Source organism: Nonomuraea fastidiosa (genome assembly GCF_042751225.1).
GTDB lineage: Bacteria > Actinomycetota > Actinomycetes > Streptosporangiales > Streptosporangiaceae > Nonomuraea > Nonomuraea fastidiosa.
Genome location: NZ_CP170570.1, coordinates 16844 through 32066 on the forward strand (window position 1 = coordinate 16844; position 15223 = coordinate 32066).

A 15223-nucleotide genomic window follows, 5' to 3' on the forward strand; every position below is an offset into this window, starting at 1 on the left:
GGCACCCGTGCTTGCTGATCTCTACGCTGCGCTCTCTCACGGAGCAACTCCTGTCGTGGGGAGGCCGAGCTCTTCCGGCAGGCCGAGGGCGAGGTTGACGCTCTGGATCGCGCCTCCGGCCGTGCCCTTGGTGAGGTTGTCGATGGCGATGACGGCGACCACGCGGCCCGCGCGCTCGTCGAGCGTCACCTGTAGTGCGGCGGTGTTGGCGCCGTAGGTCATGGAGGTGGCCGGCCAGACGCCCTCGGGCAGCAGGCGGACGAACGGCTCGTCCTTGAGCGCCGTCTCGTACGCCGAGCGCAGCGCCTCCTTGGTGAGGCCGGGCGTGGCCGGGGCGGTGCAGGTGGCCAGGATGCCGCGGCTCATGGGCGCGAGCGTCGGGGTGAACGAGACGCGGACCGGCTGCCCGGCGACGGCCGACAGGCCCTGCTCCATCTCGGGGGTGTGGCGGTGGACGCCGCCCACGCCGTACGCGCTGACCGAGCCCATGACCTCGCTGCCGAGCAGGTGGGGCTTGAGCGACTTGCCGGCGCTGCTGGTGCCGCTGGCGGCGACCACGACGACCTCGGGCCCGGCCAGGCCCGCGGCGTAGGCGGGGAACAGCGCGAGCAGCACGGAGGTCGGGTAGCAGCCGGGCACCGCGATGCGGGTGGCGCCCTTGAGCACCTCGCGCTGGCCGGGCAGCTCGGGCAGGCCGTAGGGCCAGGTACCGGCGTGCTCGCCGCCGTAGAACTCCTGCCAGGCGGCGGGGTCGGCGAGCCGGTGGTCGGCACCGCAGTCGACCACGATCGTCTCGTCGCCGAGCTGCGCGGCGACGGCGGCGGAGTGGCCGTGCGGCAGGGCGAGGAAGACCACGTCGTGCCCGGCGAGCGCCTCGGGAGTGGTCTCGTCGATGACGCGGCCGGCGAGCGGGGCGAGGTGGGGCTGGTGCGCGCCGAGCCTGGTGCCGGCGCTGGAGGCGGCGGTGAGCGCGCCGATCTCGAACTCGGGATGAGCGAGGAGGAGGCGGAGCAGCTCCCCTCCCGCGTAGCCGCTGGCTCCCGCGACCGCTGCCCTCATGCGACACCCTCCCGCTGCATGATTATGCATCATAGCTTATGACTTTGCTTGTGAAGATGATGCACTCTAGAGGATGAACATGCAAGCCAGGCCAGGGCTGATGACCGCATCGTGAGACTTGCCGACTGCGGACACGTGCCGGAAACATGCGGGCGCGTTGCAAGTCATGCACCAGTTCTTGTCCGTTTTCCGGTCCGCCACACGTAAAAAGCCCCGAGCCGTATGGCTCGGGGCCATGAGTGAGCGTGCGCTCAGCGCAGGAAGGCCGCGGCGACGCCCGCGTCCACCGGGATGTGCAGGCCGGTCGTGTGGGTCAGCTCGCCGCCGGTGAGCGCGAAGACGGCCGCCGCCACGTGCTCGGGCAGCACCTCGCGCTTGAGCAGCGTGCGCTGGGCGTAGAACTCGCCCAGCTTCTCCTCCGCCACGCCGTACACCTTCGCCCGGTTGGCGCCCCAGCCGGAGGCGAAGATGCCGGAGCCGCGTACGACGCCGTCGGGGTTGACGCCGTTGACCCGGATGCCGTGAGCGCCCAGCTCGGCGGCCAGCAGCCGCACCTGGTGCGCCTGGTCGGCCTTGGCGGCGCCGTAGGCGACGTTGTTCGGCCCGGCGAAGACGGAGTTCTTGGAGGAGATGTAGACGATGTCGCCGCCCATGCCCTGGCCGATCATGACCTTGGCGGTCTCCCTGGAGACCAGGAACGAGCCGCGCGCCATCACATCGTGCTGCAGGTCCCAGTCCTCGACCGTGGTCTCCAGCAGCGAGCGCGACAGCGACAGTCCCGCGTTGTTGACCACCAGGTCGATGCCGCCGAAGGCGAGCACGCCCGCGCGCACGGCGGCGGCGATCTGCTCCTCGGAGGTGACGTCCACGCCGATCGCCACGGCCACGTCGGACGGCCGGTGCGCCTGCGCGCCGATCTCGGCGGCCACCTTCTCGGCGGCGGCGAGGTCGCGGTCGGCCACGATCACGCACGCGCCCTCGGCGGCCAGCCGGCGCGCGGTGGCCGCGCCGATGCCGGAGCCGCCGCCGGTGACCAGCGCGATCCTGGTGGCCAGCGGCTTGGGCTTGGGCATGCGGCGGAGCTTGGCCTCCTCCAGCTCCCAGTACTCGATGCGGAACTTCTCCGACTCGGGGATGGGCGCGTAGGTGGAGACGGACTCGGCGCCGCGCATGACGTTGATGGCGTTGACGTAGAACTCGCCGGCCACCCGCGCGGTCTGCTTGTCCTTGCCGAAGGAGAACATGCCGACGCCCGGCACCAGCACGATCGCCGGGTCGGCGCCGCGCATGGGCGGCGAGTCCGGCTGTGCGTGCCGCTCGTAGTAGGCGGTGTAGTCGGCGCGGTAGGCGGCGTGCAGCTCGCGCAGCCGCTCGGCGGCCTGCTCCAGCGGCGCGTCCGGCGGCAGGTCGAGCACCAGCGGCGCGACCTTCGTCCGCAGGAAGTGGTCGGGGCAGGACGTGCCCAGCGCCGCGAGCCTCGGGTGCTCGGCCCGCGAGACGAAGTCCAGCACCTCGGGCGTGTCGGTGTAGTGGCCGACCACGCGCGCGTCGGTGGAGGCCAGGCCGCGCACGATCGGGAACAGCGCGGCGGCCCGCGCGTGCCGCTCGGCCTCGGGCAGCGTCTCGTAGACGACCGGGCCGAACGGGTCGGGGCGGCCGTGCTCGGCCAGGTACGCCTCCGCGGTGCGGATGATCTCCAGCGAGCGCTCCTCGCACTCCTGGGACGTCGAGCCCCACGCGGTGATGCCGTGGCCGCCCAGGATGCAGCCGATGGCCTGCGGGTTGGCGTCCTTGATGGCGGCGATGTCCAGGCCGAGCTGGAAGCCGGGCCGGCGCCACGGCACCCACACGACGCGGTCGCCGAAGATGCGCCTGGTCAGCTCCTCGCCGTCGGCGGCGGTGGCCAGCGCGATACCGGCGTCGGGGTGCAGGTGGTCGACGTGGGCGGCGTCCACCAGGCCGTGCATGGCGGTGTCGATCGACGGGGCGGCGCCGCCCCTGCCGTGCAGGCAGTAGTCGAAGGCCGCGACCATCTCGTCCTCGCGCTCGACGCCCGGATAGACGTCCTTGAGCGCGCGCAGCCGGTCGAGGCGGAGCACGGCCAGGCCCGACTCCTTGAGCGTGCCGAGGTCGCCGCCGGAGCCCTTGACCCACAGCAGCTCGACGTCGGAGCCGGTCACCGGGTCGGTCGCGGTGCCCTTGGCGGAGGTGTTGCCGCCTGCGTAGTTGGTGTTGCGCGGGTCCGCGCCCAGGCGGTGGGAGCGGTCGAGCAGCTCGTTGATGACGTTCGACATGTCGGTTCAGGCCCCCCGCCGGCCTGCTGCCCGCCGACGCGCTCGGCGGCGATCTTCTCGAAGTATCCGGACGCGGCGTAGGCGGCCATCGGGTCGGGCGCGAGGCCCATCTCCTCGCGCAGCTCGGCGAGCAGCGGCCGCACGTCGGTGTTGTAGGCGTCCATGAGGACGGCGTTGGCGCCCAGCACGTCGCCCGCGTTCTGCGCGGCGGCCAGCGCGTCGCGGTCCACCAGCAGCGCCTTGGCGGTGGCCTCCTGGACGTTCATGACCGAGCGGATCTGGCCGGCGATCTTGGGCTCGATGTTGTGGCACTGGTCGAGCATGAACGCGACGTTCGCCTCGGGGTCGAGGCCGCCGCCGCGCACCACCTCGAACATGATGCGGAAGAGCTGGAACGGGTCCGCGGCGCCGACCATGAGGTCGTCGTCTGCGTAGAAGCGGGAGTTGAAGTCGAAGCCGCCGAGCTTGCCCTCGCGCAGCAGGAACGCCACGATGAACTCGATGTTGGTGCCCGGCGCGTGGTGACCGGTGTCCACGACGACCTGGGCCTTGGGGCCGAGCTTGACGCAGTGGGCGTACGCGGTGCCCCAGTCCGGCACGTCGGTGGCGTAGAAGGCGGGCTCGAACAGCTTGTACTCCAGCAGGAAGCGCTGGCCGTCGCCGAGCCGGTCGTAGACCTCGGCGAGCGCCTCGGCCAGGCGGTCCTGGCGGGCCCGCAGGTCGTCCTGGCCCGGGTAGTTGATGCCGTCGGAGAACCACAGCTTGAGCGTGTCGGAGCCGGTGGCGTCCATGATGTCCACGCATTCGAGCAGGTGGTCGGTGGCCTTGCGGCGGACGCGCGGGTCGGGGTTGGTGACGCTGCCCAGCATGTAGTCGTCGTCCTGGAAGACGTTGGAGTTGATGGCTCCGATGCCGACGCCCAGGTCGCGGGCGTGCCGGGCGAGGTCGGCGTAGTCGTCCACCTTGTCCCACGGGATGTGCAGCGCGACCGTGGGCGCGACGCCGGTGTGGGCGTGCACCTGGGCGGCGTCGGCGAGCTTCTCGTACGGGTCGCGCGGCACGCCCTTCTGCGCGAACACCTTGAAGCGGGTGCCGCTGTTGCCGTAGGCCCAGGACGGCGTCTCGATGTGCTGCGCCCGCAGTGCGGCCTTGATGTCAGTCATTACTCCCCGATCAGTCCAGGTGGAACACTTCGGTCAGCGGCGTCATGCCCTCGTCGGGCAGGCCGTCGAGGTCCTCGAAGAACGGCGCCATCTCCGCCTGCCAGCGGGCGTTGACCTCGGTCTCGGCCATCGCCTTCTTGGCGGCCTCGAAGTCCTCGGTCTCCAGGTAGCCGACGAGCAGGCCGTCGTCCCTGAGGAAGAGCGAGTAGTTGTGCCAGCCGGTACGTGACAGCGCCTCGCGCATCTCCGGCCAGACGTCGCGGTGGCGTTCGCGATACTCCGCCAGCCGATCCTGGCGGACTTTCAGCAGGAAGCACACGCGTTGCACTGACACTCCCTTCAAAACGTTTTAATGTTCTGGGCAGGAAACTATGATTCCCGCTGGCCGCTGTCAATGCGCGGCCGGGGCCCCGGCCCTGCGTCGCGGGGCCGGGACCGGGCTCTGACACGTTTCAAACCTCGCGCGTTTCCCCGGCGCCGTCTCAGCAGGGCCCGCCCCCGCACGGGCGCGGGCCGCACGGGCGCGGGCCGGCAGCGCGGGATCCGGCGGCACCCATCTCGGGCGGGGCCCGGTTCGGCAGCGCGCGGCTCAGCCGGGGACGACCACGGCGTCTCCCGCCGCGACCGTGACGGTACGGCCGTCGCGGGTGGTGACCGCGGCGTCCTCGCCGGTGTGGTTGATCGCGAACAGGAAGGAGCCGCCGTCTGCGCGCGTGCGGCGCACCACCTCGACGCCGGGCACGGTATCGGCGGCGGGCTCGACCCCGGCCTCCCTGCACACGGTGCCGATGACCTCGGCCAGCGCGGCGTCGTCGAGCAGGGTGGTCAGGTAGTGGGCGACGCCGTCGCCGAACTCGTTGCGGGTCCAGGCGGGCTCGCCGCTGGCGTACGTGTCGAGCACCTTCGCCGTCGTGACCCGCGCCGCCTCGCTCCAGAGCCGGCCCGTCGCGCCCGATGCCAGCCTGATCGGCTCGGCGAGCGGGAAGAACTCCTCGACGGTCACGCCCAGCAGGTCGCGCCAGGCGCCCGGGTAGCCGCCGAGCCGCACCCTGTCGCATTCGTCCACGATCCCGCTGTACGGCCCGACGAGCACGACGCCGCCCCGGCGCGCGAACTCCTCCAGGTTGGCCGCGCCCGCGTCGCTCACCAGGTAGAGCTGCGGCACCAGCACCAGCCGGTAGCCGGTGAGGTCGCCTTCGGGGTGCGCCAGGTCGCAGGTGACGCCGGCCCGCCACAGCGCCGCGTGCCAGCGCTTGGCCTCCTCCACCGGGTCGAGCTCGGAGCTGGGCTGGGCGGGGTGGTCCTGGGCCCACACGCTGGAGTGGTCGATGAGCAGCGCCACGTCGGCCTCGACCCGGCTGCCCGCGACGCCGGCGAGCCCGGCCAGCTCCGCGCCGAGCGCCTTCACCTCGCGGAAGATCTTGGTGTCGGTGCCGGCGTGCGGCAGCATCGCCGAGTGCCACTTCTCCGCGCCCGCCCTGGACTGGCGCCACTGGAAGAACATGATGCCGTCGGCGCCCCTGGCCAGGTGGGCGAGGGAGTTGCGGCGCAGCTCGCCGGGGGCCTTGGCGAGGTTGCGCGGCTGCTGCCAGTTGACGGCGCTGGTGGAGTGCTCCATGAGCAGCCAGGGCCGGCCGCCGTTGAGCGAGCGCGCGTAGTCGGCGGCGAAGGCCAGGTCGATGTGCGGTTCGGCGCGGGCCCCGATGAGGTAGTGGTCGGTGGAGACGATGTCCAGCTCGGCGGCGAAGGCCCAGCAGTCCATGTCCCAGTGGGCGCCGGCCATGAGGTTGGTGGTGGCGGGCACGCCGGGGGTGATCTGCTTGAGCAGCTCGCGTTCCGCCAGGTAGAGCTCGACGAGGGCGTCGGAGCTGAACCTGCGGAAGTCGAGGAGCTGGCCCGGGTTGGCGAAGCTGGGCGTGGCGCGCGGCGGCAGGATCTGCGCCCAGTCGCTGTAGTGCTGGGACCAGAACGCGGTGCCCCAGGCGTCGTTCAGCGCGTCGAGCGAGGAGTAGCGCGAGCGCAGCCAGGCGCGGAAGGCCGCGGCGGAGGCGTCGCAGTAGCAGCGGGCGTTGTGGCAGCCGTACTCGTTGTGCACGTGCCACAGGGCGAGCGCCGGGTGGTCACGGTAGCGGACGGCGACCTGTTCGGCGATGCGCAGCGCCTTCTCCTTGTAGATCGGCGAGCTGGGGCAGAACGCCTGCCTGCTGCCGTGGTACAGCCGCCGGCCGTCGGCGTCCACGGGCAGCGCCTCGGGGTAGGCGTCGGCGAACCAGGGCGGCGGCGAGGCGGTGGGCGTGGCCAGGTTGGCCCGGATGCCGTTGGCCGCCAGCAGGTCCATGGCCCGGTCGAGCCAGCCGAACTCGAAGACGCCCTCGACGGGTTCGAGCAGCGACCAGGAGAAGATGCCGAGGCTGACCCTGTTGACTCCGGCCTCGCGCATCAGCGCGACGTCCTGCTCCCAGGTCTCCTCGGGCCACTGCTCGGGGTTCCAGTCGCCGCCGTACGCGATGACATCCGGCATGAAGCCTGCCTTTCATGGATCGTTTACTGGGGGATTAAAACGTTTCCACACGTCGGCACACAAGTCCTGACAGCCGCCCGCCACCGGTCTCCGCTGCTCAGGCGGGGGTTCGGGCGGCGCGGGGCGACCCTGAGCGGTCACTCAGGCACGCCGAGCCACGCTGCGGAGCGTCTGCAGTTGAACGTTTTTCATCTCACTGCCCAATGGGCGGCGTTCTGCGAAGGGGAACCGGGCTCCTACCGGTGGTGTGACTGGCCAAGCGTCCGTTTGTACGTTTTAATTGGTCTTCATGGCCATGGTCAGCATCAAGGACGTCGCCGCGCTCGCCGGCGTCTCCCCGGGCACGGTCTCCAACGTACTGAACCGGCCGGGCAAAGTCGCGCCGGCCACGCGCGAGCGGGTCGAGGCCGCCATCAGCGAGCTGGGGTTCGTCCGGCACGGCTCGGCCTCCACGCTGCGCGCCGGGCACAGCAGGACGATCGGCCTGAGCGTGATCGACATCGGCAACCCGTTCTTCACCGAGGTCGCCGCCGGTGTCGAGGACGTGGCCAGCGAGCTCGGCTACGCGGTGATCCTCGGCAACTCGGCGGGCTCCACCGACAAGGAGGACCGCAACCTGCGCGTGCTGGCCGAGCAACGCGTGCGCGGCGTGCTCATCACGCCGTCGGGCGAGGACCCGGCCAGGCTCGACCGGCTGCGCGAGCACGGCATCAGCGTGGTGCTGGTCGACCATCCCGCCCACCGCCCCGACCAGTGCGCGGTGGCCGTGGACGACGTCGCGGGCGGCCGCGCGGCCGTGGCCCACCTGCTGGGCAAGGGCGCGCGGAGCCTGGCGTACGTGACCGGGCCGCTGACCATCCGGCAGTGCGTCGAGCGCCGCGAGGGCGCCAAGATGGCCATGACCGCCGCCGGGCTCGACCCCGCCGGCCTGCGGGTGGTCGAGGCCGCCACGATGACCGCCAAGGCGGGCGAGAAGGCGGCGGGTGAGCTGGTCGCGGACGGGCTGCCCGAGGCGATCTTCTGCGCCAACGACCTGCTCGCGCTCGGCGTGCTGCGCGCGCTGCTGCGCTCGGGGGTGCGGGTGCCCGAGGACGTCGTGCTGATGGGCTACGACGACATCGACTTCGCCGCCGCCTCGACGGTGTCGCTCACCTCGATGCGGCAGCCGACGTACCAGCTCGGGCGCATCGCCACCGAGCTGCTGCTGGACGAGTGCGACAACCCCGACACGCACGCGCACCAGCACATCATGTTCCAGCCGGAGCTCGTCGCCAGGGAGTCCACCCAATGAGCCGCACGCCAGGGACGCCAGGGACGCCAGGAACGCCGAGAACGCCGAGGACCGCATGACCAGCAGCACCAGTCATCGATTCGCCGCCGTGGACCTGGGCGCCTCCAGCGGGCGGGTGATGCTCGCCGATCTGTCCGACGGCCTGACGCTGACCGAGGCGCACCGTTTCCCCAACGGCCCCGTACGCGTGGCCGGCCGCCTCTACTGGGACGTGCTCGGCCTGTACCGGGAGATCCTGGCCGGGCTGCGCGAGGCGGGCCCGGTCTCCTCGATCGGCATCGACTCCTGGGCCGTCGACTACGCGCTGCTCGACGAGTCCGGCCGGATGCTGGGCAACCCGGTGCACTACCGCGACGACCGCACCGCCGGCGTGCCCGAGCGGGTGGCCGCCGAGGTCGGCGCGGAGGCGCTCTACGACGTCAACGGCCTGCAGGTGCTGCCGTTCAACACCCTCTACCAGCTCCTGGCCGACCGGCTCGACGGCGCCGCCACGATGCTGCTGATCCCCGACCTGATCGGCTACTGGCTGACCGGCGAGATCGGCGCCGAGGTGACCAACGCCTCCACCACGGGCCTGCTCGACGTGCGCACGAGGTCGTGGGCGTTACCGCTGGTCAAGCAGCTCGGCCTGCCCTCGGGGATCCTGCCGCCGCTGCGGCAGCCGGGCGACGAGGCGGGCGGGCTGCGGCCCGACGTGGCCGCCGAGATCGGCTGGTCGGCCCCCGTCATGGCGGTCGGCTCGCACGACACCGCCTCCGCCGTGGCCGCCGTGCCCGCCACCGGCCCCGCGTTCGCCTACATCTCCTGCGGCACGTGGTCGCTGGCCGGGGTCGAGCTGCCGGAGCCCGTGCTCACCCCCGAGAGCCGGGCCGCGAACTTCACCAACGAGGCCGGCATCGACGGCACCGTACGCTACCTGCGCAACGTCATGGGCCTGTGGCTGCTACAGGAGTGCCTGCGCGCCTGGCCGGGCGCCGACCTGGGCGAGCTGCTGGCCGCCGCGGCGAAGGAGCCGGCGTTCGCCGCCGTCGTCAACCCCGACGAGCCGGTCTTCCTGCCGCCGGGCGACATGCCGGGCAGGATCGCCGCCGAGTGCCGCCGCACCGGGCAGCGCCCGCCCGCCTCCCCCGCCGGGTACGTGCGGTGCGTGCTGGAGAGCCTGGCGATCGGCCACCGGCGGGCGGTGCGGCAGGCGATGGAGCTGTCCGGCCGCGACGTCGAGGTGGTGCACCTGGTCGGCGGCGGGTCGCGTAACGAGCTGCTGTGCCAGTTCACCGCCGACGCCTGCGGGCTGCCGGTGGTGGCCGGGCCGGCGGAGGCGACCACGTTCGGCAACGTGCTGGTGCAGGCGCGCTCGGCCGGGCTGGTCTCCGGCCTCGGCGAGATGCGGGCGCTGGTCGCCGAGACCCAGCCGCTGCGCCGCTACGAGCCCTCCGGCGACCTGCGCGCCTGGGACGAGGCGGCCTCCCGGCTGTTCTGACCTGTTTCTACCAGGAGCCGGGAGATCGTCCCGGCCGTTGTGACCTGCCGGTTTTCCCCCGCTCGTCCCGGGCAGGACTCGGGCCGGGGACATCGGGGGGATGCCATGGATCTCGCGTGGCCGCTGCTGCGGCAGCTCACGGGGGCGGACCGCACGGCACGGGGGCCGGCGGCCAAGTCGGCGAGGACGGAGACGCTGAAGGCCCGCACGGCGACGGCGGACCGGGTGGTCAAGTCGGTCTGCCCGTACTGCGCGGTGGGCTGCGGCCAGAACGTCTACGTCCGGGATGAGAAGGTCATCCAGATCGAGGGCGACCCCGACTCCCCCATCAGCCTGGGCCGGCTGTGCCCGAAGGGCGCGGCCAGCCTGCAGCTCACCACCGGGCCCGGCCGCATGCACAAGGCGCTCTACCGGCCGCCGGGCGGGGCGGACTGGCAGGAGATCGACCTGGCCACGGCCATGGACATGATCGCCGACCGGATCATCGCGACCCGCCGCGCGACCTGGGAGCAGGAGAAGGACGGCCGGCGGACCTCGCGCACCATGGGCATCGCCAGCCTGGGCGGCGCGACCCTCGACAACGAGGAGAACTACCTCATCAAGAAGCTGCTGACGGCGCTCGGCGTGGTGCAGATCGAGAACCAGGCGCGCGTCTGCCACAGCTCGACCGTGGTGGGGCTCGGCACGTCGTTCGGGCGCGGCGGTGCCACCACGTTCATGCAGGACCTGCAGCACGCCGACTGCATCGTCATCCAGGGCTCGAACTTCGCCGAGTGCCACCCGGTGGGCTTTCAGTGGGTGATGGAGGCCAAGGCGCGCGGCGCGGTCGTCATCCACGTCGATCCGCGCTTCACCAGGACGAGCGCGCTGGCCGACCTGCACGTGCCCATCAGAGCGGGCTCCGACGTGGCGTTCCTCGGCGCGATCATCAACCACGTCCTGGAGAACGAGCTGTACTTCCACGAGTACGTGCTCAACTACACCAACGCGGCGACCATCCTGCGCGAGGACTTCCGCGACGCCGAGGACCTCGACGGCCTGTTCTCCGGCTTCGCCGAGGAGAGCCGCACCTACGACACCGACTCCTGGCAGTACGAGGGCATGTCCACGGTCGCCGCGTCGGGCGACAGGGACGAGGACTTCGACCGGCGCGAGGGCCGCACCCCGCCGGGCCGCCCCGAGGTGCAGGGCAGCGCCGGGATGCCGCTCGACGGCGTGCCCGAGCGCGACGAGACGCTGCGCCACCCGCGCTGCGTGCTGCAGGTGCTGCGCCGCCACTTCGCCCGCTACACGCCGGAGATGGTCGAGCGGGTGTGCGGGGTGCCGCGCCACCTGTTCGAGCAGGTGTGCCGGCATCTGACGGAGAACTCGGGGCCGGACAAGACCTCGGAGTTCGTCTACGCGGTCGGCTGGACGCAGCACAGCGACGGCTCGCAGTTCATCAGGACGGCGAGCATCCTGCAGCTGCTGCTCGGCAACATCGGCCGGCCGGGCGGGGGTATCCAGGCGCTGCGCGGGCACGCCAGCATCCAGGGGTCGAGCGACATCCCGACGCTGTTCAACCTGCTGCCGGGCTACATCCCGATGCCGCACGCGCACGAGAACGAGCGGCTGCGCGACTTCCTGCTGGCCGACGCCCCGCATAAGGGCTTCTGGGCCAACATGCCCGCCTACCTCATCAGCCTGCTCAAGGCGTGGTGGGGCAACTCGGCGCAGCCGGACAACGACTTCCGCTTCGGCTGGCTGCCCCGGCTGACCGGCTCGCACAGCACGTACGACACCGTGCTCGCGCAGCTCGAGGGCACCTGCAAGGGCTACATCCTGCTTGGCGAGAACCCGGCGGTCGGCTCGGCCAACGCGAAGATGCAGCGGCTCGGCATGGCCAACCTCGACTGGCTGGTGGTGCGCGACTTCAGCCTGATCGAGAGCGCCACCTGGTGGAAGGACGGCCCGGAGATCGAGACGGGCGAGCTGAAGACCGAGGACATCCGCACCGAGGTGTTCTTCCTGCCGGCGGCGAGCCACACCGAGAAGAACGGCAGCTTCACCAACACCAACCGGCTGCTGCAGTGGCATCACCAGGCGGTCGAGCCGCAGGGCGACGCCCGCAGCGACCTGTGGTTCATGTACCACCTCGGCCGCATCATCAGGGAGAAGCTGGCCGGTTCGACCGACCCGATGGACGCGCCCGTGCTCGACCTCACCTGGGACTACCCGACCGAGGGCGAGACGGAGGAGCCGTCGGCCGAGGCCGTGCTGGCCGAGATCAACGGCTGGGACGAGCGCGGCCGGCCGCTGCCCGGCTATCACGCGCTCAAGGACGACGGCTCCACCGCCTGCGGCTGCTGGATCTACTGCGGCGTGTACGCCGACGGCGTCAACCAGGCGGCCCGGCGCAAGCCGGCGTCCGAGCAGAACTGGATCTCCGCCGAGTGGGCGTGGGCCTGGCCCGCCAACCGGCGCATCCTCTACAACCGCGCCTCGGCCAAGCCCGACGGCACCCCGTGGAGCGAGCGCAAGCGGCTGGTGTGGTGGGACGCCGAGGCGCAGCGCTGGACCGGATACGACGTGCCGGACTTCGAGGCGGACAAGAGCCCCGGCTACCGGCCGCCGCCCGGCGCGCAGGGTGTGGAGGCGCTGTCGGGCATCGACCCGTTCATCATGCAGGCCGACGGCAAGGGCTGGCTGTTCGCGCCGAACGGGGTGGTGGACGGGCCGCTGCCCACCCACTACGAGCCGCAGGACTCGCCGGTCGCCAACCCGCTGTACGGCCGGCAGCGCAGCCCGGTGCGCAAGGTCTATCCGCACGAGCACAACCGCTACCAGCCGAGCGGGGACGAGCCGGGGTCGTCGGTCTACCCGTACGTGGTGACGACGTACCGGCTGACCGAGCACTTCACGGCGGGGGGCATGAGCCGGTTCACGCCGTACCTGTCGGAGCTGCAGCCGGAGATGTTCTGCGAGGTCTCCCCCGCGCTGGCCGCCGAGCGCGGCCTGGTGCACGGCGACTGGGCGACGATCATCACGGCGCGCAACGCCATCGAGGCCCGGGTGCTGGTCACCGACCGCATCCCGTCGCTGCGCCTGAACGGGCGGGTGCTGCACCAGATCGGGCTGCCGTTCCACTTCGGGCCCAACGGTCTCGTCACCGGCGACGCGGCCAACGAGCTGTCGTCGATCTCGCTCGACCCCAACTCCCACATCCAGGAGGTCAAGGCGCTGTCGGCGGACATCCGCCCGGGGCGGCGGCCACGGGGGCCCGCGCTGCCCGAGCTGGTCAGGTCGTACCAGCGGCGGGCCGGGATCGACGCCCGTACCGGAACGGAGGTGTGAGGCGGTGGCCTTCGACCTGAGGGAGCAGCTCGACGGGCGGCGCGTCGGCTTCTTCACCGACACCAGCATCTGCATCGGCTGCAAGGCGTGCGAGGTGGCCTGCAAGGAGTGGAACGCCGTGCCGGACGACGGCATGGAGTTCACCGGCATGTCCTACGACAACACGGCAGGGCTGGGCGCCGACACCTGGCGGCACGTGGCGTTCGTCGAGCAGCGGCGGCCGCTCGGCCACCAGGAGCCGGGCGTCGGCGACATGGACTTCCGCTGGCTGATGGCCTCCGACGTGTGCAAGCACTGCACGCACGCGGCCTGCCTGGACGTGTGCCCGACGGGGTCGCTGTTCCGCACCGAGTTCGGCACGGTGGTGGTGCAGGAGGACGTCTGCAACGGCTGCGGCTACTGCGTGCCTGCCTGCCCGTTCGGGGTGATCGGCAAGCGCGAGAGCAGCGGCACGGCGGCCAAGTGCACGATGTGCTACGACCGGCTCGGAGCCGGGCAGGAGCCGGCCTGCGCCAAGACCTGCCCGACGGACTCGATCCAGTTCGGCGACCTCGACGAGCTGCGCGAGCGCGCCGAGCGGCGGCTGGCGCAGCTTCATGAGGCGGGCACCACCTCCGCCCGCCTGTACGGCCACGACACAGGCGACGGCGTGGGCGGCACGGGCGCGTTCTTCCTGCTGCTCGACGAGCCCGAGGTGTACGGCCTGCCGCCCGACCCGGTGGTGACGACCAGGGACCTGCCGGCGATGTGGCGGCACGTGGGCGTGGCGGCGCTCGGCCTGCTGGCGGGCGTGGCGGCGCTGACGTGGAAGGGGCGGCGCAGGTGACGGCGGACCTTCCGGCGGGACTCTTCGCGAGGCGAGCGGACGCGACGGGAGCGGCGCAGGTGACGGCGGATCTTTTCGACGAAGAGCGGATGCGACGGGGGCGGCGCGGATGAGCCAGACAGACGTGCGGATGGACGGCTCGGCGGAGCTGCGCAGTGAACGGGAGGCCACGCCGGGCTCGGCGGGCCGCAGGCGCGAACGGCTGCTGGTGCCGAAGGCGGAGTTCGACTCCTATTACGGGCGGCCGGTGCTGAAGGAGCCGACCTGGCAGGCCCCCGACATCGCCGGTTACCTGTTCCTCGGCGGCCTGGCGGGCGCGTCGTCCACGCTGGCCGCGGCCGCCGAGCTGACCGGCAGGCCGGGCCTGGCCAGGGCGGGCAAGGTGGGGGCGCTGTGCGCGCTGGGCGGCTCGCTGTACGCGCTCATCCACGACCTGGGCAGGCCCGAGCGGTTCGTCAACATGCTGCGGGTGTTCAAGGTGACCTCGCCGATGAGCGTCGGCACCTGGATACTCACCGCGTACGGCCCGCAGGCCGGGCTCGCGGCGGCCTGCGACGTCACCGGCGTCGCGCCGGGCGCGGGCAGGGCGGCCACCGTCGGCGCGGGGCTGGTGGGGCCGGCGGTGGCGACGTACACGGCGGCGCTGATCTGCGACACGGCGGTGCCGGCCTGGCACGAGGGCCACCGGGAGATGCCGTTCCTGTTCGCCGGGTCGGCGACGGCGGCGGCGGGCGGGCTCGGCCTGCTGGCCGCGCCGCTGGAGGAGGCGGCGCCGGCCCGGCGGGTGGCGCTGCTGGGCGCGGCGGTGGAGTGCGTGGCCGCCCTGCGGATGGAGCGCCGTCTCGGCCCGCTGGCCGAGCCGCTCAAGCGCAGCAGGCTGCTGCGCCTGGGCGAGGCGCTGTCGCTGGCGGGCGCGGTGGCGGGGGCGACCGTGGGCAGGCGCAGCAGGGTCGCGGCGATGGCGGCGGGCGCGGCGCTGCTGGCCGGGTCGGCGTGCACCCGGTTCGGGATCTTCCAGGCGGGGATGGAGTCGGCTCGCGATCCCCGCTACACCGTCCAGCCGCAGCGCAGGCGGCTGGCCAAGGCGAAAGCGGAGCGTGACCTCAGATGAAGCGGAAAGTCGCGGAGTATCTGCCGTTCTTCGGCATCGTGCTCGTCGTCTGCACGGCCTCGTGGCTGGCGGGCCGGACCCCGCCGCAGGCCGTCCTGTGGGGCAAGGCCACGGTACGGCGCTGAGCCTGGCCTTACGATCAGCA

11 protein-coding genes are annotated in these 15223 nt (G+C 72.1%); 6 read left to right on the forward strand and 5 right to left on the reverse strand.

Annotated features, from left to right (window positions below; all coding sequences use genetic code 11):
• Positions 1-36: 36 nt before the first annotated feature.
• From argC to ACFMQL_RS00095, 5 genes are all read right to left on the reverse strand, one after another.
• Entirely contained in the window at positions 37-1059 is a 1023-nt protein-coding gene (gene argC / locus ACFMQL_RS00075) for an N-acetyl-gamma-glutamyl-phosphate reductase (protein ID WP_378784032.1), read from the reverse strand.
• A gap of 251 nt (positions 1060-1310) precedes the next feature.
• Positions 1311-3353, reverse strand: a complete 2043-nt coding sequence (locus tag ACFMQL_RS00080) for a bifunctional aldolase/short-chain dehydrogenase (RefSeq protein ID WP_364070305.1) — start codon at positions 3351-3353, stop codon at positions 1311-1313.
• Positions 3236-4516, reverse strand: coding sequence for an L-rhamnose isomerase (rhaI, locus tag ACFMQL_RS00085; protein ID WP_378784034.1), 1281 nt, complete (start codon positions 4514-4516; stop codon positions 3236-3238). Before rhaI ends, ACFMQL_RS00080 begins: the two co-directional genes overlap by 118 nt.
• A gap of 10 nt (positions 4517-4526) precedes the next feature.
• Complete coding sequence (locus ACFMQL_RS00090; RefSeq protein ID WP_378784035.1) at positions 4527-4844, reverse strand: L-rhamnose mutarotase; 318 nt, start codon at positions 4842-4844, stop codon at positions 4527-4529.
• 261 nt (positions 4845-5105) lie between these two features.
• Positions 5106-7037: a beta-galactosidase gene (locus ACFMQL_RS00095; RefSeq protein WP_364070312.1), complete on the reverse strand. Its 1932-nt coding sequence runs from the start codon at positions 7035-7037 to the stop codon at positions 5106-5108.
• Positions 7038-7326: 289 nt separating this feature from the next.
• Here ACFMQL_RS00095 and ACFMQL_RS00100 point away from each other — a divergent pair, with 289 nt between their 5' ends.
• The 6 genes from ACFMQL_RS00100 to ACFMQL_RS00125 all read left to right on the forward strand — a co-directional run bounded on the left by ACFMQL_RS00100 (position 7327) and on the right by ACFMQL_RS00125 (position 15203).
• Complete coding sequence (locus ACFMQL_RS00100; protein ID WP_364070314.1) at positions 7327-8328, forward strand: substrate-binding domain-containing protein; 1002 nt, start codon at positions 7327-7329, stop codon at positions 8326-8328.
• Between the two features lie 55 nt (positions 8329-8383).
• Complete coding sequence (locus tag ACFMQL_RS00105; RefSeq protein ID WP_364070317.1) at positions 8384-9808, forward strand: rhamnulokinase family protein; 1425 nt, start codon at positions 8384-8386, stop codon at positions 9806-9808.
• Between the two features lie 105 nt (positions 9809-9913).
• Positions 9914-13141 (forward strand): formate dehydrogenase, encoded by a 3228-nt coding sequence (gene fdh / locus ACFMQL_RS00110; RefSeq protein WP_378784039.1) that lies wholly within the window; start codon positions 9914-9916, stop codon positions 13139-13141.
• Between the two features lie 4 nt (positions 13142-13145).
• Positions 13146-13967, forward strand: coding sequence for a 4Fe-4S dicluster domain-containing protein (locus ACFMQL_RS00115; RefSeq protein ID WP_364070321.1), 822 nt, complete (start codon positions 13146-13148; stop codon positions 13965-13967).
• A 109-nt stretch (positions 13968-14076) separates the two neighbouring features.
• Positions 14077-15078 (forward strand): NrfD/PsrC family molybdoenzyme membrane anchor subunit, encoded by a 1002-nt coding sequence (gene nrfD, locus ACFMQL_RS00120; protein ID WP_364070323.1) that lies wholly within the window; start codon positions 14077-14079, stop codon positions 15076-15078.
• A complete protein-coding gene (locus ACFMQL_RS00125; protein ID WP_364070326.1) occupies positions 15075-15203 on the forward strand; it encodes a hypothetical protein in 129 nt (42 codons plus the stop codon). Before nrfD ends, ACFMQL_RS00125 begins: the two co-directional genes overlap by 4 nt.
• Positions 15204-15223 lie beyond the last annotated feature (20 nt).

What these genes read in the sequence shown, in the direction of transcription:
- argC (WP_378784032.1), bottom strand. Translation starts at nt 1,059, where the DNA reads ATGAGGGCAGCGGTCGCGGGAGCCAGCGGCTACGCGGGAGGGGAGCTG.
- ACFMQL_RS00080 (WP_364070305.1), bottom strand. Translation starts at nt 3,353, where the DNA reads ATGTCGAACGTCATCAACGAGCTGCTCGACCGCTCCCACCGCCTGGGC.
- rhaI (WP_378784034.1), bottom strand. Translation starts at nt 4,516, where the DNA reads ATGACTGACATCAAGGCCGCACTGCGGGCGCAGCACATCGAGACGCCG.
- ACFMQL_RS00095 (WP_364070312.1), bottom strand. Translation starts at nt 7,037, where the DNA reads ATGCCGGATGTCATCGCGTACGGCGGCGACTGGAACCCCGAGCAGTGG.
- ACFMQL_RS00100 (WP_364070314.1), top strand. Translation starts at nt 7,327, where the DNA reads ATGGCCATGGTCAGCATCAAGGACGTCGCCGCGCTCGCCGGCGTCTCC.
- ACFMQL_RS00105 (WP_364070317.1), top strand. Translation starts at nt 8,384, where the DNA reads ATGACCAGCAGCACCAGTCATCGATTCGCCGCCGTGGACCTGGGCGCC.
- fdh (WP_378784039.1), top strand. Translation starts at nt 9,914, where the DNA reads ATGGATCTCGCGTGGCCGCTGCTGCGGCAGCTCACGGGGGCGGACCGC.
- nrfD (WP_364070323.1), top strand. Translation starts at nt 14,077, where the DNA reads ATGAGCCAGACAGACGTGCGGATGGACGGCTCGGCGGAGCTGCGCAGT.
- ACFMQL_RS00125 (WP_364070326.1), top strand. Translation starts at nt 15,075, where the DNA reads ATGAAGCGGAAAGTCGCGGAGTATCTGCCGTTCTTCGGCATCGTGCTC.